24 protein-coding genes, 1 tRNA gene and 2 pseudogenes are annotated in these 22,153 nt (G+C 43.9%); 23 read left to right on the top strand and 4 right to left on the bottom strand.

Annotated features, from left to right (window positions below; genetic code table 11):
• Positions 1-106: 106 nt before the first annotated feature.
• Positions 107-332: pseudogene (locus tag KHQ79_RS15635) on the top strand (FbpB family small basic protein).
• Here the strand turns inward: KHQ79_RS15635 and katA are convergent.
• Positions 329-1,780, bottom strand: coding sequence for a catalase KatA (katA, locus tag KHQ79_RS15630; RefSeq protein ID WP_225515953.1), 1,452 nt, complete (start codon positions 1,778-1,780; stop codon positions 329-331). The pseudogene KHQ79_RS15635 and the gene katA overlap by 4 nt on opposite strands.
• Positions 1,781-2,190: 410 nt before the next feature.
• Here katA and KHQ79_RS15625 point away from each other — a divergent pair, with 410 nt between their 5' ends.
• The 6 genes and pseudogenes from KHQ79_RS15625 (at position 2,191) to rpsN (ending at position 6,718) form a co-directional block, all read left to right on the top strand.
• Complete coding sequence (locus tag KHQ79_RS15625; RefSeq protein WP_225515951.1) at positions 2,191-2,958, top strand: ABC transporter ATP-binding protein; 768 nt, start codon at positions 2,191-2,193, stop codon at positions 2,956-2,958.
• Between the two features lie 17 nt (positions 2,959-2,975).
• Complete coding sequence (locus KHQ79_RS15620) at positions 2,976-3,974, top strand: aliphatic sulfonate ABC transporter substrate-binding protein (RefSeq protein WP_225515949.1); 999 nt, start codon at positions 2,976-2,978, stop codon at positions 3,972-3,974.
• Positions 3,971-4,801, top strand: a complete 831-nt coding sequence (locus KHQ79_RS15615) for an ABC transporter permease (RefSeq protein WP_225515947.1) — start codon at positions 3,971-3,973, stop codon at positions 4,799-4,801. Before KHQ79_RS15620 ends, KHQ79_RS15615 begins: the two co-directional genes overlap by 4 nt.
• Positions 4,802-4,823: 22 nt before the next feature.
• Entirely contained in the window at positions 4,824-5,960 is a 1,137-nt protein-coding gene (gene ssuD, locus KHQ79_RS15610; RefSeq protein WP_060398231.1) for an FMNH2-dependent alkanesulfonate monooxygenase, read from the top strand.
• A gap of 119 nt (positions 5,961-6,079) precedes the next feature.
• Positions 6,080-6,296, top strand: a pseudogene (locus KHQ79_RS15605) (hypothetical protein); the annotation flags it as partial.
• A gap of 152 nt (positions 6,297-6,448) precedes the next feature.
• On the top strand, positions 6,449-6,718 hold the full coding sequence (gene rpsN / locus KHQ79_RS15600) for a 30S ribosomal protein S14 (protein ID WP_003239638.1): 270 nt from the start codon (positions 6,449-6,451) through the stop codon (positions 6,716-6,718).
• A 17-nt stretch (positions 6,719-6,735) separates the two neighbouring features.
• Here the strand turns inward: rpsN and KHQ79_RS15595 are convergent, their stop codons facing one another.
• Together KHQ79_RS15595 and KHQ79_RS15590 are read right to left on the bottom strand one after the other, a co-directional pair.
• Entirely contained in the window at positions 6,736-7,209 is a 474-nt protein-coding gene (locus tag KHQ79_RS15595; protein ID WP_060398232.1) for a hypothetical protein, read from the bottom strand.
• Between the two features lies 1 nt (position 7,210).
• Entirely contained in the window at positions 7,211-7,411 is a 201-nt protein-coding gene (locus KHQ79_RS15590) for a helix-turn-helix transcriptional regulator (protein ID WP_009966860.1), read from the bottom strand.
• A 193-nt stretch (positions 7,412-7,604) separates the two neighbouring features.
• Here KHQ79_RS15590 and KHQ79_RS15585 point away from each other — a divergent pair.
• A tRNA-Gly gene (locus KHQ79_RS15585) sits at positions 7,605-7,678 on the top strand.
• A gap of 90 nt (positions 7,679-7,768) precedes the next feature.
• Here KHQ79_RS15585 and KHQ79_RS15580 read toward each other — a convergent pair.
• Entirely contained in the window at positions 7,769-8,392 is a 624-nt protein-coding gene (locus tag KHQ79_RS15580; RefSeq protein WP_225515945.1) for a B3/B4 domain-containing protein, read from the bottom strand.
• 82 nt (positions 8,393-8,474) lie between these two features.
• Here KHQ79_RS15580 and queG point away from each other — a divergent pair, with 82 nt between their 5' ends.
• From queG to KHQ79_RS15505, 15 genes are all read left to right on the top strand, one after another.
• Positions 8,475-9,635, top strand: coding sequence for a tRNA epoxyqueuosine(34) reductase QueG (gene queG / locus KHQ79_RS15575; protein ID WP_003239634.1), 1,161 nt, complete (start codon positions 8,475-8,477; stop codon positions 9,633-9,635).
• A gap of 68 nt (positions 9,636-9,703) precedes the next feature.
• Entirely contained in the window at positions 9,704-10,633 is a 930-nt protein-coding gene (locus tag KHQ79_RS15570; RefSeq protein ID WP_225515943.1) for an amidase domain-containing protein, read from the top strand.
• A 37-nt stretch (positions 10,634-10,670) separates the two neighbouring features.
• On the top strand, positions 10,671-11,153 hold the full coding sequence (gene trmL, locus KHQ79_RS15565; protein ID WP_072183318.1) for a tRNA (uridine(34)/cytosine(34)/5-carboxymethylaminomethyluridine(34)-2'-O)-methyltransferase TrmL: 483 nt from the start codon (positions 10,671-10,673) through the stop codon (positions 11,151-11,153).
• 127 nt (positions 11,154-11,280) lie between these two features.
• On the top strand, positions 11,281-11,922 hold the full coding sequence (locus KHQ79_RS15560) for a YhbD family protein (protein ID WP_225515941.1): 642 nt from the start codon (positions 11,281-11,283) through the stop codon (positions 11,920-11,922).
• Positions 11,913-12,626: a bactofilin family protein gene (locus KHQ79_RS15555; protein ID WP_003239629.1), complete on the top strand. Its 714-nt coding sequence runs from the start codon at positions 11,913-11,915 to the stop codon at positions 12,624-12,626. The genes KHQ79_RS15560 and KHQ79_RS15555 overlap by 10 nt, the downstream gene beginning before the upstream one ends.
• Positions 12,627-12,637: 11 nt before the next feature.
• Positions 12,638-13,345 carry a polymer-forming cytoskeletal protein gene (locus tag KHQ79_RS15550; protein WP_003239628.1) on the top strand — a complete coding sequence of 236 codons (708 nt, stop codon included), beginning with the start codon at positions 12,638-12,640 and terminating at the stop codon, positions 13,343-13,345.
• A gap of 350 nt (positions 13,346-13,695) precedes the next feature.
• Entirely contained in the window at positions 13,696-15,591 is a 1,896-nt protein-coding gene (gene prkA, locus KHQ79_RS15545) for a serine/threonine protein kinase PrkA (protein ID WP_003239626.1), read from the top strand.
• Between the two features lie 179 nt (positions 15,592-15,770).
• Complete coding sequence (gene yhbH / locus KHQ79_RS15540; RefSeq protein ID WP_003239625.1) at positions 15,771-16,949, top strand: sporulation protein YhbH; 1,179 nt, start codon at positions 15,771-15,773, stop codon at positions 16,947-16,949.
• A gap of 158 nt (positions 16,950-17,107) precedes the next feature.
• A complete protein-coding gene (locus tag KHQ79_RS15535; protein WP_003239623.1) occupies positions 17,108-17,572 on the top strand; it encodes a MarR family transcriptional regulator in 465 nt (154 codons plus the stop codon).
• Positions 17,573-17,607: 35 nt separating this feature from the next.
• The gene (locus KHQ79_RS15530; protein ID WP_003239622.1) at positions 17,608-18,273 is read left to right on the top strand and encodes a biotin/lipoyl-containing protein; all 666 of its coding nucleotides are present in this window, start codon (positions 17,608-17,610) and stop codon (positions 18,271-18,273) included.
• 40 nt (positions 18,274-18,313) lie between these two features.
• A complete protein-coding gene (locus tag KHQ79_RS15525) occupies positions 18,314-19,918 on the top strand; it encodes an MFS transporter (RefSeq protein ID WP_003239620.1) in 1,605 nt (534 codons plus the stop codon).
• Between the two features lie 22 nt (positions 19,919-19,940).
• Positions 19,941-20,471, top strand: coding sequence for an NAD(P)H-dependent oxidoreductase (locus KHQ79_RS15520; protein ID WP_003239619.1), 531 nt, complete (start codon positions 19,941-19,943; stop codon positions 20,469-20,471).
• 12 nt (positions 20,472-20,483) lie between these two features.
• Positions 20,484-20,855: a hypothetical protein gene (locus tag KHQ79_RS15515; protein WP_225515939.1), complete on the top strand. Its 372-nt coding sequence runs from the start codon at positions 20,484-20,486 to the stop codon at positions 20,853-20,855.
• 167 nt (positions 20,856-21,022) lie between these two features.
• On the top strand, positions 21,023-21,784 hold the full coding sequence (locus KHQ79_RS15510; RefSeq protein ID WP_225515937.1) for a hypothetical protein: 762 nt from the start codon (positions 21,023-21,025) through the stop codon (positions 21,782-21,784).
• A 2-nt stretch (positions 21,785-21,786) separates the two neighbouring features.
• On the top strand, positions 21,787-22,152 hold the full coding sequence (locus KHQ79_RS15505; RefSeq protein WP_225515935.1) for a GntR family transcriptional regulator: 366 nt from the start codon (positions 21,787-21,789) through the stop codon (positions 22,150-22,152).
• Position 22,153: the final 1 nt, after the last annotated feature.

Genomic DNA, 22,153 nt, shown 5'->3' with positions numbered 1-22,153 from the left:
TTTTAATATAGCTAATATACATTTCCAGCATTTGCTGATCGGAACACCGAAGGCTCTTATCTTTTAGATAAGGGCCTTTTTTGTATGAAAAAAGGAGGGAACAGTGATGGGAATCAAAAAAGAGAAGGGGAGAAAGCGATTCAAGAAGCGAAAAACATATGGAAATCAGATTTTACCGCTGGAGCTCCTGATTGAAAAAAACAAACGAGAGATTATGAACAGTGCGGAGCTGATGGAGGAAATTTATATGAAGATTGATGAGAAGCATACGGCAGTGCGTCACTAAATATAAAAAACCCGCTATTTACAGCGGGTTTTTGCATTTATATTAAGCATCTTTTTTAATTGGCAATCCAAGGCCTTCTGCCACGCGTTTTCCGTATTCAGGATCCGCTTTGTAGAAATGCTCGATTTGGCGAAGTTTGATTTCTTCTTTTTCTACCGGCTTCATGGCGTTAACAATATTTTTAACAAGGCGGGCACGCTCATCCTCGCTCATTAAACGATAGAGATCACCGGCTTGTGTGTAGTGGTCATTGTGATCGTAGCTTACGCTGTCAGCGATTCCTTGTACCGGATATGCAGATTGTTTATCCTCAGGTGACTCTTTCGGACCGCCGAAGCTGTTAGGCTCATAATAAACAGATCCGCCGCCGTTATTGTCAAAGCGCATTTGTCCGTCACGCTGATAATTGTTCACTTCGTTGCGTGCGCGGTTGATTGGCAGCGCTTGATGGTTTGCACCGACACGGTAGCGGTGTGCGTCATGATAAGCAAACAGTCGGCCTTGAAGCATTTTATCCGGAGAAACATCAATACCAGGCACGAGTGTTCCAGGTGAGAATGTCGCTTGTTCCACTTCTGCAAAGTAGTTTTCCGGATTTCTGTCTAGAACCATGCGTCCGACCTCGATTAACGGATAGTCTTTTTGAGACCAAACTTTTGTAACATCAAACGGATCGAAGCGATACGTATTTGCATCTTCTAAAGGCATGATTTGCACATATAGTTTCCATGCAGGGAAATCACCATTTTCGATCGCGTTGAATAGATCTTCTGTATGGTAATCAGGGTTTTCACCGGCAATTTTAGCCGCCGTATTGACATCAAGGTTTTTCACGCCTTGTTCTGTTTTAAAGTGATATTTAATCCATACGCCTTCACCTTCGGCATTTGTCCATTTGAATGTATGGCTCCCGAAGCCGTGCATGTGGCGAAGTGTTGCAGGGATTCCGCGGTCAGACATCAAGATTGTTACTTGGTGTAATGACTCTGGTGAAAGTGACCAGAAATCCCATACAGCTGTAGGGTTTTTCAAGTGTGTTTTTGGATCTCTTTTTTGTGTATGGATGAAATCAGGGAACTTAATGGCATCGCGGATGAAGAATACCGGTGTATTGTTACCGACGATGTCGTAGTTTCCTTCTTCAGTATAAAATTTAACAGCAAATCCGCGTGGGTCGCGAACTGTATCAGCCGAGCCAAGTTCACCGGCAACTGTTGAGAAACGGATGAACAAAGGTGTGCGTTTGCCGACTTCAGAAAGGAAAGCGGCTTTCGTGTATTTTGTTACATCGTTTGTCACTTCAAAATATCCATGTGCGCCTGCTCCTTTGGCGTGAACGACACGTTCGGGAACACGTTCTCTGTTGAAATGGGCCAATTTTTCGAGTAAATGTACATCTTGGATTAAAGTTGGTCCGCGAGAACCGGCTGTCATCGAATTTTGATTATCTCCAACCGGGGCGCCCCAGCTAGTTGTCAGTTTATTTGAACTCATGTGATCACCTCTTGGAATTTATAAAAACATAATATCATCTCTAAGTAAAAAGTCAATATTATTTTATAATTATTATAAAATAATTATCTCTATTAAGGGATATCTAGTATTAAAAATGTTGATAAACCCTTGTAATAACAGCTTATAGGAGAGAGAAAAGATTTTTGAAGAAATGATTTTTTTCCTCTCTATTTGCGAAACAAGCAGAGTAAGTGATAAACAAGGCTGACAAAAATCTCGTTTAAAAAAGAGTTGACATATCGGAATAATTTGAATTAACATGATACTCAAACAAAAAAACAATTGGGCAGCTGATCGGACCGCCGAAGGCTCTCATCTCTATAAAGAACAGAGATGGGGGCCTTTTTGTTTTTTTAGAAGGCGGGGTTGGCAGAAAGAGAGGGATAAAAGTGGCTGTGACCATCAGCATCAAAGAAAAGGCATTTGTTCAAGAGGGCCGCAAAACAACGGTCTTGGAGAACATTCAATTATCAATCGCACCAGGTGAATTTCTAACGGTCATCGGACCGAGCGGGTGCGGAAAAAGCACTCTGTTAAAGATTATTGCAGGACTTGATTCTGATTATGACGGGAGTGTTGAAATTAACGGACGCAGCGTAACAGCTCCGGGTATTCAGCAAGGATTTATTTTTCAGGAGCACCGCCTCTTTCCATGGCTGACGGTTGAGCAGAATATTGCCGCTGATTTGAACTTGAAAGATCCAAAAGTCAAACAGAAGGTGGATGAACTGATCGAGATTGTCAGATTGAAAGGATCGGAGAAAGCATATCCTCGTGAGCTGTCAGGCGGTATGTCACAAAGAGTGGCCATCGCACGGGCTCTTCTGCGGGAGCCTGAGGTGCTGCTTTTAGATGAACCATTTGGTGCGCTGGACGCTTTTACAAGAAAACACCTGCAGGACGTGCTGCTGGATATATGGCGGAGGAAAAAAACAACGATGATTCTCGTCACTCATGATATAGATGAATCTGTTTATTTAGGAAATGAGATTGCGATCCTTAAAGCCAAACCGGGGAACATCCATAAGCTGATGCCCATTCATCTGGCGTATCCGCGAAACCGGACGACACCGGATTTCCAAGCGATCAGACAGAAAGTGCTGTCGGAATTCGAGAAAACAGAAGATCTAGAGTACGCTGAGGGATCAGGGATATAGAAAGGGCGGAAGCAGAAATGAAAAAAGGACTCATTGTATTGGTTACCGTTTTTTTTCTGCTGGCAGGCTGTGAAGCAAATGGAGCCAGCGGTGATCACAAACCATTGAAAGAAATTCGAATTGGTATTCAGCAAAGCTTAAGCCCGCTTTTGATTGCGAAGGAGAAAGGCTGGTTTGAGGATGCATTTGAAAAAGAAGGCATCAAAGTGAAGTGGGTGGAGTTTCAAAGCGGTCCGCCCCAATTTGAAGGCCTTGCGGCAGACAAACTTGATTTTTCTCAGGTCGGCAATTCGCCTGTGATCTCAGGACAGGCGGCAGGCATTGATTTTAAAGAAATCGGTTTATCCCAGGATGGGTTGAAGGCGAATGGCATCCTTGTGAATCAAAACAGCGGCATTCAGGACGTCAAGGACTTAAAGGGAAAGAAAATTGCAGTCGCCAAAGGCAGCAGCGGTTTTGATTTTCTGTATAAAGCGCTTGATCAAGTGGGTTTGTCAGCTAATGATGTGACGGTCATTCAGCTTCAGCCCGATGAAGCCGCCTCCGCATTTGAAAACGGATCTGTTGATGCCTGGTCCATCTGGGAGCCGTACTTGTCTTTAGAAACAATCAAGCATGGGGCAAAAATCCTTGTGAACGGGGAAAGCACAGATTTATATTCACCCGGATTTACTCTAGTAAGAACAAAGTTTTCAGAGGAGCATCCAGACGAAGTGGTCCGTTTTCTGAAGGTGTTTAATAAGGCTGTTGTGTGGCAAAAGGAACATCCGGATGAAGCCGCGGACTTGTATGCAAACATTAAAGATCTCGATAAAAAGGTCGTCAAAAATGTACTGAAAAATACTGAGCCTCTGAATGAGGTTATCAGTGACGACATTGTGAAAGCGCAGCAGGAGACAGCAGATTTTCAATATCAAACAAAGGCGATAGACAAGAAGATAGACGTGAAAGAGGTTGTGGATAACACATTTATTAAAAAAGCGTTAAAGGAAAATTCCTCCGGAGGTGATCAATGATGAAAGCAGAGACTGCAGGCTCGCTGCCCAAAACGAATGCGGAGGCGGTGCAAAAAAAGCCCCGAAGGATGAAATACGGCTGGATGAAGGGGCTTTTGCTGCCCGTTGTCATCATTGCCATCTGGCAGATCATCGGCGGCCTTGGTGTTGTGTCCGCTACAGTGCTGCCTACGCCCGTTACGATCGTCCTGACGTTTAAAGAGCTTGTTTTTTCCGGTGAGCTGTTCGGCCATCTGCAAATCAGTATCTATCGGGCGGTGCTTGGTTTTTTGCTTGGCGCAGGGCTTGGCTTGATCATCGGGATTTTGGCCGGATTCTCCAAACGGACGGAGCTGTATCTTGATCCGTCATTGCAAATGCTTAGAACCGTTCCGCATCTGGCGGTTACGCCGCTGTTTATTTTATGGTTCGGTTTTGATGAAGTATCTAAAATATTGCTGATTGCGCTTGGCGCCTTCTTTCCTGTCTATATTAATACATTTAACGGCATCCGCGGCGTTGACGCGAAGCTGTTTGAAGTCGCCCGGGTGCTTGAATTTAAATGGCATCAGCAGATTTCCAAAGTGATATTGCCTGCATCTCTGCCGAATATATTGCTCGGCATTCGCTTATCGCTCGGCATTGCATGGCTCGGACTTGTTGTAGCAGAGCTGATGGGCTCCAGCTCAGGAGTCGGCTACATGATCATGGATGCTAGACAGTTTTCACAAACAAACAAAGTCTTTGCCGGGATTATCATCTTTGCGGTGGTTGGAAAGCTGACGGATTCCTTTGTCAGGCTGCTTGAACGAAAACTATTAAAATGGAGAAACAGTTACGAAGGGTAATATACGTGAAGGGGAGATGGATATGGAAATTCTTTGGTTTATACCGACTCATGGAGACGCGAGATATTTAGGATCTGAAAGCGATGGACGGACTGCGGATCATCTTTACTTTAAACAAGTCGCGCAGGCGGCTGACAGGCTGGGGTATACGGGTGTTCTTCTGCCGACGGGAAGATCGTGCGAGGACCCGTGGCTTACAGCATCGGCGCTGGCAGGAGAAACAAAGGACTTAAAGTTTTTAGTCGCGGTAAGACCCGGTTTAATGCAGCCTTCTCTAGCAGCCAGAATGACATCCACCTTAGACCGCATTTCGGAAGGCCGGCTGCTGATCAATGTTGTGGCAGGAGGCGATCCGTACGAGCTGGCTGGAGATGGCCTGTTTATCAGCCATGATGAACGCTATGAAGCGACAGACGAATTTTTAACCGTTTGGCGGAGACTTTTGCAGGGAGAAACGGTTTCCTATGAAGGTAAGCATATAAAAGTGGAAAACAGCAATCTGCTCTTCCCGCCGCAGCAAGCGCCGCATCCGCCTATCTATTTCGGAGGCTCATCACAGGCGGGGATTGAGGCAGCTGCAAAGCATACAGACGTGTATTTAACGTGGGGCGAGCCGCCTGAACTAGTAAAAGAAAAGATTGAGAGAGTCAAAAAGCAAGCTGAAAAAGAGGGGAGATCCGTTCGATTTGGCATCAGGCTGCATGTCATTGCCCGTGAAACCGAACAAGAGGCGTGGGAAGCTGCTGAACGCTTAATCAGCCACTTAGATGATGACACCATCGCCAAAGCGCAGGCAGCTTTAAGCCGATACGATTCTTCAGGCCAGCGGCGGATGGCCGTCCTTCACCAAGGCGATCGGACGAAACTTGAAATCAGCCCGAATCTGTGGGCGGGTATCGGCCTGGTCAGAGGCGGGGCAGGGACAGCTCTTGTCGGTGATCCGCAGACTATTGCCGATCGGATAACAGAGTACCAGGCACTCGGCATAGAATCGTTTATTTTCTCAGGCTATCCTCATTTAGAAGAAGCGTATTATTTTGCAGAGCTTGTGTTTCCGCTTTTGCCATTTGAAAATGAGCGGACGAGAAAGCTTCAGAACAAAAGGGGAGAAGCGGTCGGGAACACTTATTTTGTCAAAGAGAAAAATGCGTCAGTTTAAGTAAAATACAGCCCCCGAACATGGTATTCAAAAAGGGGGCTGTTTTTCTGAACACATTGATAAGCGCATCAGGCATTTACCTGTTAGCTATGCTGTGAGCATGCGGACATTCAAAGCAGATGGAGTCAAAGCGGCGGACATCTCAGAGCTTGAATGGATGCTGCAGCTTCACAGTCATTCATTGCCGTAGCCGTCAATATCAGTGAAGGTATTTCTTCAGCCGACATGTACATCGAACATTATCAAAAGGGGTAGCTAGTTGAGAGGATTGGTCCGGTAAGTGCAGATTATTCTGAGGAAAAATCCGATACATTACAATTTGTTTATTTTGAAAGCATCAAGATGCGTTACTATATGATGTGGAATTGCATCACTAGAAACGGGCGGCTTTCAGCCGTCTGTTTTACAAAGCGGTATGCTTGCTTTTTTTTATAGTGCGTGATACATTTTAAATCGTAATTGTTTCGATTTGAAAAGGAGGCTATATCTTGGCTAAAAAATCAAAAGTGGCAAAAGAGTTAAAACGCCAGCAGCTTGTTGAACAATACGCTGCAATTAGACGCGAGCTAAAAGAAAAAGGAGATTACGAGGCACTCAGCAAGCTGCCGAGAGATTCAGCACCGGGAAGACTCCACAATCGCTGCATGGTAACGGGGCGCCCGAGAGGATATATGAGGAAGTTTAAATTGTCCAGAATCGCTTTCAGGGAGCTGGCCCATAAAGGCCAGATTCCCGGTGTGAAAAAAGCAAGCTGGTAAGAAAAAACTCCGGCCGATTACAGCGCGCCGGAGTTTTTTTCGTTTTTCTTGAAAGAAATGACGTAGGATAGATGCTGTATGATCATGATGATAAACACTATAATAATAGGGAAAAACGGAATGCGCGATTGAAAAAGCGGATAAAAAATGAGAAGAACCGCTGCGGCAGGAAGCGAGAAGTAGACGGCGATATATGACGCGCGGCATGCTTTTGCCGTCATCATCTTCTCTCTTTCGTCCTGCTCTTCAAATTCATCAGGCAGAAGAAGCTTTTTTGCAGCAGGGCGGCTTTTCTTTTGTAAGTACAAATAAACCGCAGACACCGCAACAAACAGAATAAAGGGGGTGAGGTTTAATTCAAACACCATCTCGCCGCTCTTTGTGCGGAAAAAGGATGCAATGCCTTCTGAAGCTTCAAAGTACGAAATCAGCGTCCAGCATGCAAGGCCAAATAGAACAAGTTGAAAAGCTGCTTTTGTTTTCATGCTCATCTTAGTTTTCCTCCTCTAACCAAAAGACATCCTCCATTTTCATGGAGAAGGCTTTGCAGATTTTCAGTGCTAATAGCAGTGAGGGAACATAATCGCCTTTTTCGATAGCTGCCACAGTCTGTCTTGTGACGCCGACCGTTTCCCCAAGTTTTTCTTGAGAATAGCCGAAACGTGCCCTCAGCTCTTTTACTTTATTTTTCATCATGACGTCTGTCCCCTTCACATTCTCGATTGAATATATTGTATAGTATGCTTAACATTATGTAAATGAAACTTAACATCTTTACAAAAATAAAACTTTTTTTCGACAAAATTTTCATATTCCCTTGACGAAAAATCAATAAACGTGTAACATAAGAAAAGTCAGAGCGGTACTGTTGCTGACAACCACAAATGCGGGTGTAGTTTAGTGGTAAAACCTCAGCCTTCCAAGCTGATGTCGTGAGTTCGATTCTCATCACCCGCTCCATACATACGTTATTAACGCAGTGTTTCGTTTCTCAGATAAACGAAGTATTGCGTTTTTTTATGTAAAAAAGAACACGTCATTCGTGTTCTTTTACGTAAGCCAATGTACTGTATGGGAGCCGCCGTGAATTTGTTCGAACATTTTCGTTAATGATGATAAGAGTTTAACAGCACTGTTTTTTTCAATCGATGGCGGGAAAAAGATGATTTGCAGCATGCTCTTGGTCTCATCTATAACGGGACAGCGATTGACGCTTTTTTTAAAATCGCCAAATATGCCGTTTTGATCAGAGTAAAGCAGTATGTTTTCTTTTTCACCCAATGAGATGCGGACTGGCTCATGAAGCTTGCCGGCATCATAAATCATAATGGGCAGAGAATATTTTAATGAAAAAAAATCGATGGTGTCATGGGCTGAATCCTTGCTTTCCATGAACTGTTCTTTGGATATCGGGATCAGCATGTCCTCCATTGGGGTTGTTTCTCCCTCAAATGAAGGGTTAAGCTGTTTAAAAAGTTCCTGCCATTCCTTGACGAAGGATTCATCGGATATTCCGCCGTCCGCATAGTCGAAAAACAGGGATTCTTGAAATAGGCGAAGCCTGCCTTTCAGCATTTGCGGAGAGGAACTGACTTCGATATTCTTATAAATCACAGCCGCCGCTTGTAAGCCGGCCGCACGTTCAGTAATAACAGAATCAAGTTTGATATTCACAAGCATTCACTCCAGTTACGGGATATCAACCTATTATAAACCCTGTATTGTTTTATCACAAAGAAAGGAGGCTGTGCAAAACATGAACGTTTATCAGCTCAAAGAAGAATTAATTGAATACGCGAAAAGCATTGGTGTGGACAAGATTGGTTTTACGACCGCTGATACTTTTGACAGTTTAAAAGACCGTTTGATTCTACAAGAATCACTCGGCTATCTTTCCGGCTTTGAAGAGCCCGATATTGAGAAAAGGGTGACGCCGACGCTGCTTTTGCCGAAAGCGAAATCAATCGTCGCGATTGCACTCGCATATCCTTCCAGAATGAAGGATGCGCCGAGAAGCACGAGAACGGAGCGCAGGGGCATTTTTTGCAGAGCCTCCTGGGGCAAAGACTATCACGATGTGCTGAGGGAAAAGCTCGATCTGCTGGAGGAATTTCTGAGAAGCAAGCATGAGGATATCAGAACAAAGTCAATGGTTGATACAGGTGAATTGTCTGATCGGGCGGTTGCAGAACGGGCCGGCATCGGATTCAGTGCGAAAAACTGTATGATTACAACGCCTGAGTACGGCTCTTATGTGTATTTGGCAGAAATGATTACGAATATACCTTTTGAGCCTGATGTGCCGATTGAAGATATGTGCGGCTCTTGCACGAAATGTCTGGACGCCTGCCCGACGGGAGCGCTTGTAAATCCGGGACAGCTTAATGCGCAGCGCTGCATCTCTTTTCTGACCCAGACGAAAGGATTTTTGCCTGATGAATTCCGGACAAAGATCGGAAACCGCCTGTACGGATGCGATACGTGCCAAACGGTGTGTCCTCTTAATAAAGGGAAGGATTTTCATCTTCATCCGGAAATGGAGCCTGACCCTGAGATAGCCAAACCGTTATTGAAGCCGCTCTTGACCATCAGCAACCGTGAATTTAAGGAGAAATTCGGGCATGTCTCAGGTTCTTGGCGCGGGAAGAAACCGATTCAGCGAAACGCCATTCTCGCCCTTGCCCACTTTAAGGATGCTTCCGCACTGCCTGAATTGGCAGAACTGATGCATAAGGACCCGCGTCCTGTCATCAGGGGAACAGCTGCATGGGCAATCGGGAAAATCGGAGACCCCGCATACGCGGAAGAGCTTGAAAAAGCGCTGGAAAAAGAGAAGGATGAAGAGGCAAAGCTGGAAATTGAAAAAGGAATTGATTTGCTAAAAGCTTCAGGCATGACTAAACAAGGCCTGTCTTGACATACGTATAGAGAAGAAGGAAAAAAACACTTGAGATGCATCCAAGTGTTTTTTCTCTATAAAAAAGTATGGCGGGTGGGGTGAGCTTGAAGCACATTTTAGAACAATTAGCGGAGGAGCGGCTGAGCTATCTGGTTAACGGGCATGCTATGAGACAGGAGTCTGAAGTCGGAGACCTTGAAGTCATGGAGCGAAAGAAGAAGCTTCTGGAAAAACGTAAAGTTGACATTATAAAAGCGAAAGCGAAGGCCGTCATTGATCATGTACGGGTTGAGGATGACGGAACGACCTGCATTACGTATACCATTCATTACGAATACGTGTATAAGGAGCAGGACGACAGCTTGTATATGGAAGAGCAGATAGAGGAGCGGATCGCTTTTCTTTATGATCACATTTTGATTAGTGATCAGGAAATTGCGAAAACACCGGCTGGATTTCATGAAGGCACCAGTATTATTGACTATTCTCAAGAGGAGAGGGAAGCGTTTGGCAGAGCCTTTCAATACGATCGCCTCGGCGCTGTGCAATATGCCGAGAAATTTTGGAACAAGCGCAACCCGGCTTATAAAAATTTCAGCGATAACTGCACGAATTTTATTTCTCAGTGTCTCCATGCTGGAGGCGCACCGATGCGCGGCCATCCGAACAGAGGATCAGGCTGGTGGATGAAGCAAAGTTCCTGGAGCTACAGCTGGACGGTGGCTCACTCTATGAAAATGTATTTTGCGAATTCAAAGGCTGGCCTTCGTGCAGTGCGGGTTAAATCAGCGCAAGAGCTGATGCCTGGCGATGTGATTTGCTATGACTTTGAAGGTGACGGCCGGTTTAATCACACAACGATTGTCGTGGCAAAGGACAAAGGCAATATGCCGCTTGTCAATGCCCAGTCCTATGACAGCCGGATGAGATATTGGTCATACGAGGATTCTACGGCATACACGCCGTCAATACGATATGCCTTTTTTCATATTCTTGATGATACGACAAAAGAGTAATTAATGATATAATGATGGGCGGATAAGAAAAACAGAGGTGAACATTGTGGCATTACATGTCGTTTTATATCAACCAGAAATTCCCGCTAATACAGGGAATATTGCACGTACTTGTGCAGCAACCAATACAACGCTCCACCTGATTCGTCCGCTCGGCTTTTCAACGGATGATAAAATGCTGAAGCGTGCCGGACTCGATTATTGGGAGTTTGTGAACGTTGTGTATCATGATTCGTTAGAAGAATTGTTTGAGGAATATCAAAAAGGCCAGTTTTTCTTTATCACGAAATTCGGCCAGCAGCCTCATACATCGTTTGATTACACTGATCTTGACGAGGATTATTTCTTCGTGTTCGGAAGAGAAACAAGCGGTTTGCCAAAGGATTTAATTCAAAATAACATGGACCGCTGCCTGCGTCTTCCGATGACTGAGCACGTTAGATCGTTAAACCTGTCCAACACCGCGGCGATTCTCGTTTATGAAGCGCTGCGCCAGCAAAATTACCGTGATTTAAAATAGTGAAAAAAACCCGCTCATCAATGATGGGCGGTTTTTTTTTATGTTATTAGAGATGCTTTGTTTTGTATTTGGGCTTAACAACGTAACAGTGTTATGTTACAATGAATCCATCGAAGGAGCTGGACTTATGGAAGAACAATTAATCTCTAAAAAAGAATTACTTGAAAAAACATCGATTTCTTACGGTCAGCTGTATCGGTGGAAGCGGAAAAACTTAATTCCTGAGGAATGGTTTATTCGAAAGTCCACATTTACAGGGCAAGAGACGTTTTTTCCGAGAGAGGATATTTTAAAACGCATTTCAATGATTCAAAAGATGAAGGAAAATTTGTCACTGGATGAAATGAGGGAAATGCTGTCGCCGAAAATGAAGGATGTCAGCATGACCGCTGATGATTTGATTCATAAAGGTTTGATTTCAAGGACTGCTCTTGATGTCTTTTCAGAGGGCGGCGAGAATTCGGTTTTTTCTTCCCGCGATCTGCTTTCGCTGTATGTGCTTGAAGGGCTGCTGCAGTCCGGAAATGTCAGCTTGGCAGAAGCGAAAATGGCTGCAGGGGTGTTAAAGCAGCATGATACTGAAGAGATCAAGAAACAGATGGAGCTGATTGTGCTGCGGAAGCTCGGTGTCACAACCTGTTTTATAGCAGCTGCAGCGGACAGCATTCTGTTTGAATCGTCCGTTAAGGTCGTGGAACGGGTAGATTTAGCTAAGGCGTCAGAGGAATTAAAAACAACATATATGCAGGAGGGCCATCAATGGATGTAATGGAAAAGCTGGTGATAAACGGATCAGGAAGTTCAAAGGGAGGAACATTTCAATCAGTTGAAATTAACGGCAGCGGAACAGTCGCCGGGGACGTGGAGTGTGATACTTTTTCTTTTAATGGAACCGGGAAAGCTGACGGCAGCGTCAAAGCGAAAGCGGTAACCATCAGCGGTTCAGGTAAGATACATGGAGACGTTGAAGCAGAATCTATTCGAATTAACGGAACAGGTTTAATTGAGGGAGAGGTATCTGCAAAACAATTGAAGATTGCTGGATCATCAACATTTGGCAGTACAGTCAAGGCTGATGACATTGTCATTAGCGGAAAAGCAGTCATGGAAGCGGATTGTGAAACGGAAACCTTTCAATCGGAAGGGAAATGCAAAGTCAGCGGGCTTTTAAACGCTGACCAGGTAATCATTAAGCTTTCTGCCGGTGAAAGTTATGTACGTGAGATCGGCTGCCGCCATCTTCAAGTGACAGGAAGAAAAGGGATGCTGACAATGCTCAGACTGATGCCGCAGCCTGTTTTAACGGCTGAACTGATCGAAGGTGACGTGATTGAACTGACAAATACAAAGGCGAAAACCGTGCGCGGAAATAAAGTGAAAATCGGACCGAATTGCCAGATTGAAACCGTGGAATACAGCGGGGACTATACTTGTGATCCGAGCGCATCGGTAGAAACATGCACGAAGATGTGAGGAGGATCGTAATGGAGACAACAAAACTGGGAAATTTAAAATTATATGGCGCCGGTCACGCTGCAGGAGGCGCATATCACCATGTCAGCATCAAAGGAGAAGGTGTGGTCGGTGAAGGGCTGTCTGCCGCGGGCTGCCGCATATTCGGAACAGGATGTTTTCTCGGGAAAGTAGAGACTGATCGGCTGCGTGTGTATGGAGAAAGTGAGTTTAAAGGCGATCTGACAGCCGGCAGAATCAATGTATACGGCACAATGAAAGTGAGCGGTTCACTTCAATTTGATCGGTTCAATCTGAAAGGCCTGACTGAAATTGGCGGGAATATGACTGGAGAATCGTGCGATATGAAAGGGAAGCTTAGCGTCAAAGGCGATTGTGAAACAGAAATGTTCCATGTCACAGGCTGCGTTGATGTGTCAGGATTATTGAATGCGGGTGACATTAAGCTTGGATTGAGCCATGATGTAAGCTATGTGCGGGAAATGGGCGGAACAACAATAACAGTGAAAAGACGCGCGAGCTTTTTTAAACGGAAGAATACAAAACTGATTGCCGATGTCATAGAAGGAGATCAGGTTTATTTGGAGAATACCGAGGCGGCAGTTGTCAGGGGAAAAGAAGTGATCATCGGGCCGGGCTGCAGCATCGGAACAATTGAGTACAAAAACAAATACGAATGCGATCATCATTCAAAGGTTAAAGAAAAAATAAAACTGTAAAACACTGTTCTGTTATACAAAAAGGGTGCTCTTATGAGGAGCACCCTTTTTTATTCTTTTCCCGGCTTGCTTTCGTACCCTGCAGTAAAAATTGATACTAAAAAAGTGACAATGACACCCATCATGATGATTGTTTTCACCGTCTCTCCCCCTCTTCAATTTTTCCGTGCTGCCCGAGTCTGGATGATTCTGTATTTTTCTTTATTATGAACGGTCGCGGTCTGCCTTGTCAACGCCGTATAAGTATCTTTATTTTTAAGAAACCAAAGCATGTATCACGAGATGGCGGCATAGATTGTATCAAAGTACCTTATTTGCATAGCGCATCAAACATGATGGAGGAGGTCCTTATGGATATATTAAAGAAAATTGAACAGTACAGAGAGGAAGAGCAGCGGCTGAAATGGGAAGGAACATTCGCCGATTATTTGGAGATTATTAAAGAAAATCCAATGGTCGCGCAATCTGCTCATTCTCGTGTTTTTAATATGATAAAAGACAGCGGGATAGAGGAGATTGACGGACGGAAGAAGTACAGCTTTTTTGACCGCGAGCTGTTTGGGCTTGAGGAATCTTTGGAGCGTCTTGTTGAAGAGTATTTTCATCCGGCCGCGAAACGGCTTGATGTCAGAAAACGGATTTTATTGCTGATGGGACCTGTGAGCGGCGGTAAATCCACGCTGGTCACGATGCTTAAAAAAGGTCTCGAAGCGTATACGCTGACGGATAATGGTGCCGTATATGCGATTAAAGGCTGCCCGATGCACGAGGACCCTCTACATTTAATCCCCCATCATTTGCGAGATGACTTTTACAGAGAGTACGGCATAAGAATAGAAGGAAGTCTTTCTCCTTTAAATGTGATGAGGCTGGAGGAAGAGTACGGAGGAAGAATTGAGGATGTGAAGGTTGAGCGCATTTTCTTTTCAGAAGATAAGCGTACGGGAATCGGAACATTCAGCCCATCTGATCCGAAATCTCAGGATATTGCCGATTTGACGGGAAGTATTGATTTCTCAACCATTGCTGAGTATGGTTCAGAATCAGATCCGCGTGCTTACCGGTTTGACGGAGAACTGAATAAAGCGAATCGCGGGATGATGGAGTTTCAGGAGATGCTGAAATGTGATGAGAAATTCCTCTGGCATTTGCTTTCATTGACACAGGAAGGGAATTTTAAAGCGGGGCGATTTGCGTTAATTTCTGCTGATGAGCTGATCGTGGCTCACACGAATGAAACGGAGTATCGCTCATTTATTTCTAATAAGAAGAATGAAGCCCTGCACTCGAGAATCATTGTAATGCCCGTTCCTTATAATTTAAAAGTGTCTGAAGAAGAGAGAATTTATGAAAAAATGATCGCAGAAAGCGATGTAGCGGATGTTCATATTGCCCCGCATACGTTGAAGGTCGCTGCGATGTTCTCGATTCTTACCCGGTTAAAAGAACCAAAGCGGTCGGATATTGATCTGGTCAAGAAAATGAGACTGTATGATGGGGAAAGTGTGGAAGGATATAACTCTGTCGACGTTGAGGATATGAAAAAAGAATATAATGATGAAGGCATGAGCGGAATTGATCCGCGGTACGTGATCAACAGGATTTCTTCAACGATTATCAGAAAAAATATGGAATCGATTAATTCTCTTGATGTTCTTCGTTCCTTAAAAGAAGGTCTTGATCAGCATCCTTCGATTTCAAGCGAGGACAGGGAGCGGTATTTGAATTTTATTTCTGCCGCCCGCAAGGAATATGACGATATTGCGAAAAAGGAAGTTCAAAAAGCGTTTGTGTATTCATATGAAGAATCAGCAAAAACACTTATGGACAATTACCTCGACAACGTAGAGGCCTATTGCAACAAAAACAAGCTTCGGGATCCTTTGACAGGAGAAGAAATGAATCCGGACGAAAAGCTGATGAGATCCATTGAAGAGCAGATCGGCATTTCGGAAAACGCTAAAAAAGCGTTCCGCGAAGAAATCTTAATCCGCATCTCGGCGTATGCGAGAAAAGGTAAGCGGTTTGATTACAATTCTCATGAAAGACTGCGTGAAGCCATTCAGAAAAAGTTGTTTGCTGATCTGAAGGATGTCGTTAAAATTACGACTTCAACAAAAACACCGGATGAGCAGCAGCTGAAAAAGGTAAATGAAGTCGTGGCCCGTTTAATTGATGAGCACGGCTACAACTCGACGAGCGCCAATGAGCTGCTGAAATATGTCGGCAGCCTGCTGAACCGATAAGCAACGTGACCCGTCCGAATAGGGCGGGTTATTTTGTCCCATTTTCTAAATAGTTTGTCAATTAACCGTACGTTTGTGCATATGATGAATATAAATCTTTTCAAAAGACTTGTTTCATAATCTGGCACAAGCCGGAATACGTATGTATCACGACCACAAATGGTTAAGGAGGGGAATTCATGTCCCAAAATGACAGCGGCCATTTTTTGATTTCTGAGGAAAACTGGTCCCTCCATCGCAAAGGCTTCGATGACCAGCAGCGCCACCAGAAAAAAGTGCAGGAAGCGATCAAAAACAATCTTCCGGACCTCGTGACTGAGGAAAGCATTATTATGTCTAATGGAAAAGATGTAGTGAAGATCCCAATCCGTTCACTGGATGAGTATAAAATTCGTTATAACTATGATAAAAATAAACACGTAGGGCAAGGAGACGGCGACAGCCAGGTTGGAGATGTTGTGGCCCGGGATGGATCAGACAAAAAACAGGGACCCGGAAAAGGGCAGGGCGCCGGTGACCAGGCAGGCGAAGATTATTATGAAGCAGAAGTTTCATTAATGGATTTAGAAGAAGCGCTTTTTAAGGAATTAGAGCTTCCGAACCTCCAGCAAAAAGAGCGAGACAATATCATTCATACAGATATAGAGTTTAATGATATCCGTAAAACAGGGTTAACCGGTAATATTGATAAGAAAAGAACGATGATGTCAGCTTTTAAACGAAATGCGATGACAGGGAAGCCGTCGTTCTATCCGATTTACCCGGAGGACTTGAAGTATAAGACATGGAATGACATAACAAAGCCCGAGTCAAAAGCCGTCGTCTTAGCAATGATGGATACAAGCGGCAGTATGGGTGTTTGGGAAAAATACATGGCCAGAAGCTTCTTTTTCTGGATGACCCGTTTTTTGCGGACGAAATATGAGACTGTAGAAATTGAATTTATTGCCCACCATACGGAAGCAAGAGTCGTGTCGGAAGAGGACTTCTTCTCAAAGGGAGAAAGCGGCGGAACCATCTGTTCATCCGTATACCGGAAGTCGCTTGAGCTGATTGATGAAAAGTACAATCCCGCCCGCTATAATATTTACCCGTTTCATTTTTCTGACGGTGACAACCTGACATCGGATAACGCGCGGTGTGTGAAACTGGTTAATGATATTATGAAGAAGGCCAATCTTTTCTGCTACGGCGAGGTCAATCAATACAACAGGCATTCAACACTAATGTCTGCATACAAAAATGTGAAAGACGAGAAATTTAAGTACTATATTTTAAAACAAAAGTCAGATGTTTTTCAGGCGCTGAAGAACTTTTTCAGAAATGAGGAGTCTGGCGTCAGCCATCAATTTTCGTAAAAAAAGCCCGTTTCAGGGCTTTTTTTTATTTAATAAAAGTAAGAAAACGGTTGCGAAAAAAATACGGGAGAAAAAGAAATTTTTCCTTTGACAAATCTTCTTTCATTTATTAATATTTTATCTTGTGAACTATTATTGAGGAATGAGGTGAAAAGGAGTTGACTGAATCAGAACGTGCTTTGCTCACTTTTGAACAGCTCTTCGATACGTCTCGGTCGATCTATAAAAAACAGAAGAAGATATTGGAGATTGTGCTTGAGCCTTTTGATATTACAGTCCTTCAATATTTGCTGATGTTTAAAATTCATCAAAGCGGAAGCACCCCGCTAAGCAAGCTGGCGATGTCGCTTGACCTTAAGCCCGCTTCTGTGACGCGGATGACAGATATTCTGTATAAGCGCCAATTGATGAATCGATATGACAGTCCGGATGACCGCCGTATCGTCATGATTCAGTTAACCGAAGAGGGGGAAGAACTGATAGAAAAAGCCGCTGTTGAATATGCAAAAATGGGTGCGAGCCTGTATCAGAAGCTCGACACATCCCAGCTGCAGTATTTGCGCAAGCTTGCCGGAAGCTTAACAAAGCTTGCTAAAGGCTGTTCAGAAAAAAGCGGTAATTAAAAACTTCTCACATATTTTCACCAGCTTTCCACAAAATGATAGAGGATGAAACGAAAGGAGAAAACAAAATGAACAGAGGACGTTTAATTCTGACCAACATTATCGGTTTGATTGTTGTTCTTGCAATTATAGGCGGAGGTGCTTACTACTATTATCAAAGCACAAACTACGTAAAAACAGATGAAGCAAAAGTAGCCGGCGATATGGCAGCTATCTCAGCTCCAGCAGCAGGTAAAGTATCCGACTGGGATCTTGAAGAAGGAAAAACAGTGAAAAAAGGCGACACAGTTGCAAAAATCAAAGGTGAACAAACTGTTGATGTAAAATCCATCATGGATGGAACAATTGTGAAAAACGAAGTGAAAAACGGACAAACCGTACAGGCTGGTACAACAATTGCGCAAACAATTGACATGGACAACCTGTACATCACAGCAAATATTAAAGAAACAGATATTGCGGATGTTGAAGTTGGAAATAGTGTAGACGTAGTAGTTGACGGAGATCCTGATACAACATTTGACGGTACTGTAGAAGAAATTGGCTATGCGACTAACTCAACTTTTGATATGCTTCCATCTACAAATTCAAGCGGAAACTACACAAAAGTAACACAAAAAGTTCCTGTGAAAATTTCAATCAAAAACCCATCTGATAAGGTGCTTCCTGGTATGAATGCATCTGTTAAGATTTCTGAGTAAAACAGATCAGTCATCAAACCATGAAAGGAGGTTGTCTTAGATGGCTACAGGCAAAGAAAAAAATACAAAAAGCCCTATGACATTGCTGATTGTGCTAATGGCGGGTTTATTTTTGGCAATATTAAACCAAACATTGCTTAACGTCGCAATGCCGCACTTAATGACTGAATTTGGCGTAAGTGCAACGACGATTCAGTGGCTGACAACAGGTTACATGCTTGTTAACGGCGTATTGATTCCGTTATCTGCCTTCCTGATTACACGTTTTGGCCAACGGAGTCTCTTTCTCGTCGCCATGTTCTGTTTTACGCTCGGTACGTTAGTCTGCGGTATCGCACCTAACTTCTCTACCATGCTGATCGGCCGTTTGATTCAGGCCGTGGGCGGAGGTATCTTGCAGCCGCTCGTTATGACAACCATTCTGTTAATCTTCCCGCCTGAAAGCAGGGGGAAAGGAATGGGGATCTTCGGACTTGCGATGATGTTCGCTCCGGCGGTCGGTCCGACTCTTTCCGGATGGATTATTGAGCATTACACATGGCGCATCATGTTTTACGGACTTGTGCCGGTCGGCGCAATTGTTATCATCGTGGCTTTCTTCATTTTTAAGAATTTGGTGGAGCCGCAAAAAATCAAACTCGATACACTTGGAGCGATCCTCTCAATTGTCGGATTCGCCTCCTTATTATACGGAGTCAGTGAAGCGGGTTCTGACGGCTGGACTGACCCGGTTGTCCTGTCTACAGTTGTAATAGGTGTGATTGCAATTGTTGCTTTTGTTATTCAGCAATTGCGTCATGATGATCCGATGCTTGATTTCAGAGTGTTTAAATACGACATTTTCTCACTTTCAAGTGTCATTAATATCATTATTACAGTAGCATTGTACACTGGTATGTTCCTGTTACCGATTTATCTCCAAAATCTGGTCGGCTTTACGGCGCTTCAATCCGGTCTGCTTCTGCTTCCGGGTGCGATCGTCATGCTGATCATGTCACCGATCTCAGGTATTTTGTTTGATAAATTCGGTCCGAGACCGCTTGCGATTATCGGGCTTCTCGTTACAGTGGTGACAACATATCAATATACGCAATTAACGATTGATACACCATATACACACATCATGCTGATCTACTCAATCCGTGCATTCGGTATGTCACTCTTAATGATGCCGGTTATGACAGCGGGTATGAACCAGCTTCCTGCCCGTCTGAACAGCCACGGTACGGCGATGAGCAACACGCTTCGCCAAATCAGCGGATCAATTGGTACAAGCTTAATTACGACGATTTATACAAACCGTACGACGTTCCATTATTCACAAATTGCAGATAAAACAAGCACGGCGGACCCGAACTTCCTCCATGCATTCCAAAATGCAGTTTCTAATTTAATGGTGAATATGAACATGTCTTATGACACAGCGAAAACGTATGTTTACTCTCATCTTTACAAACATGCGTCACTTGATTCAAACGTTATGGGGATTAATGATGCCTTTATGTGGGCAACAATATTCTGTGTGTTCGGTTTGATTCTAAGTCTTTTCTTGCGTGACGTGAGAAGAGATAAAGCACGTGCGGAGAAAAAGAAAAAAGAAGAGCTTTCATTGCTTCCGGCTCCTAAAGAAGTGAAGGAATCTTAATCTGTACAAGGAGGTTTCCTGAATGAAAATTTATGTAGTGTATGACAGTGAAGGTGAACATACAAAAGTTCTTGCAGAAGCGATTGCTGAAGGCGCGAGAGAAAACGAGGCGGCTGAGGTATTGATCGACCATGTCGATCAAGCAGATATCCGCAAGCTGAAAGATATGGATGCGATTATTTGGGGATGCCCGGGGCATTTCGGAACAATCAGCTCCGGTCTTAAAGCTTGGATCGACAGACTTGGCTACTTATGGGCTGAAGGTGAGTTGATCAACAAAGTCGGCGCTGTTTTCTGCACAACGGCAACAACTCACGGCGGCTTGGAAATGACAATGCACAACTTGATCACGCCGATGTTCCATCAAGGCATGATCGTTGTCGGCCTGCCTGGCAATGTGCCTGAAAACGCACTGTACGGCTCTTATTACGGAGCAGGCGTCACTTGTCCGGTTGACAGTGATGAGTTAATGTCTGAGGAAGGTATTCAGTTGGGACGCGCTCTGGGAAGACGCGTCACCCAAGTTACAGGAAACCTAACAGCAGGACAGTAAGGAGAGGTTGAAATGGCCATTATTATAGCAATTATTGCTGCTGTCATTGTCATTGCGGCTCTTATTACATTCAATGTCCGCAACGCCTCTCCTGGACCCGAGAAGCAAGAAGCAACCGAAAGAATCACCCCTCCAGAAGAGGAAAAAAACGAAGCGCAATACCCAGCTGAAGCAAGGGCTGCTGAGCATACGCCTGTTGTGAAAAATGATTCTCCAAAAGAGAAACGAGACACAATGGGTGATGATATTTACAGGCAGGCGCTGCAAAAGTTTAAGCATTCTGATGAACATCAGGCAGAGCAAGAGGTCACTGAGAAACGTGACAAAATGCAGGACAGCAGCTATCGTGATGCGCTGCTCTCCATGAAAAATAAGAAGAAGTAATGAAAAAGGCAAATCCGTTTACTCATGGCGGATTTGCTTTTTTTTTGTTGTTTTCATGTATGCATTATGATTTTTTATCAAATAAATCCATGGAATATGTTGTATTGCGATTTGATCTAGTGTACTATGTTACTCATACACTAAAGAGGCTTCCGGGAGGTAAAGACATGGATTCTTTTTTAGGTCTGTTAAAGAAAGATATAAAAATTTCAAGAATATGGCTGCTAGCCTGGATATGCGGAATCATTTTCTTATTTATGACAGGTCATATCATAGCTTCTCGTACGCAAGAACCTCTTGTCATTTTTGGTTTCTTTGTTGCAGTTGCTTTTTTTCTGCTTTTCTTATCCCCTGTTTTTGTGTTTTATCACCTTCACAAAGAGGGGAAATCACAGCTTTGGCTGTACAATCCAAATGGCGGTTTCTGGCTGCTTTCTTCTAAATTGGCAGCATCTTTGCTCTATCAATTTCTGATTCAATTGGCATTAACCGCTTATGGTATTTGGATTTATCATATGCTCTCTGTGAAAAATCTGCTGGAGCATCAAGTTGATATAACAAGTACAACGGTATTGCTGAATATGTACGGTCTTATTTCCTCGTTATATATGTCAGTGACTGTAGTTGTGTTTTGGACTGTTTTCCACTCACTTAAGAACTGGCGCGGAATGCGATGGGCTGCGATGGGGCTGTTGGTCACAGTGTGGTTTTTCTTTGATGAATACATCATAAGTCCTTTAATTGAATCGCAAAAGCATTTCTGGCCTGTAACAGTCTATTGTAATTTTGATTTCCACTTCCGCAACGTTTGGAGATTGGAATTAAAACCGATACACCTGTCCGTGCTTGGGTTTCCTATTGCTATTGTCATCACGATCTTGCTGCTCATCGCGGCTTCAAAACTGCTTGATCGTAAAGTAGAGGTGTGAATATGGACAATCATTTCCAATCCTCGAAACCGATTTATCTGCAGATCGCTGACCAGATCTTTTATCGGCTGGTCAGAAAGGAACTGCTCCCAGGAGACAAGCTTCCTTCTGTAAGAGAAATGGCGATACAAACCAAGGTAAATCCCAATACAATTCAAAGGACATACAGTGAGATGGAAAGGCTGGGTATTGTGGAGACAAGAAGAGGTCAAGGGACGTTTATTGCAGAAAAAGCAGAAATCGTAGATGAGCTGAAAGACAGGCTGACACGAGAAGTGCTGGAAGGCTTTGTGAAGCAAATGACAGAGCTGGGGCTAACGAAAGAAGAAATGGTGATAGGGATAAAAAAATTCACTGAGGGAGGCTAAA

Origin of the sequence: Bacillus sp. TSO22 (assembly GCF_020223595.1) — a bacterium.
Taxonomy (GTDB): domain Bacteria; phylum Bacillota; class Bacilli; order Bacillales; family Bacillaceae; genus Bacillus; species Bacillus inaquosorum.
Note: the sequence above shows the minus strand (reverse complement) of the source record. Positions and strands in the feature narration are given on the sequence as shown.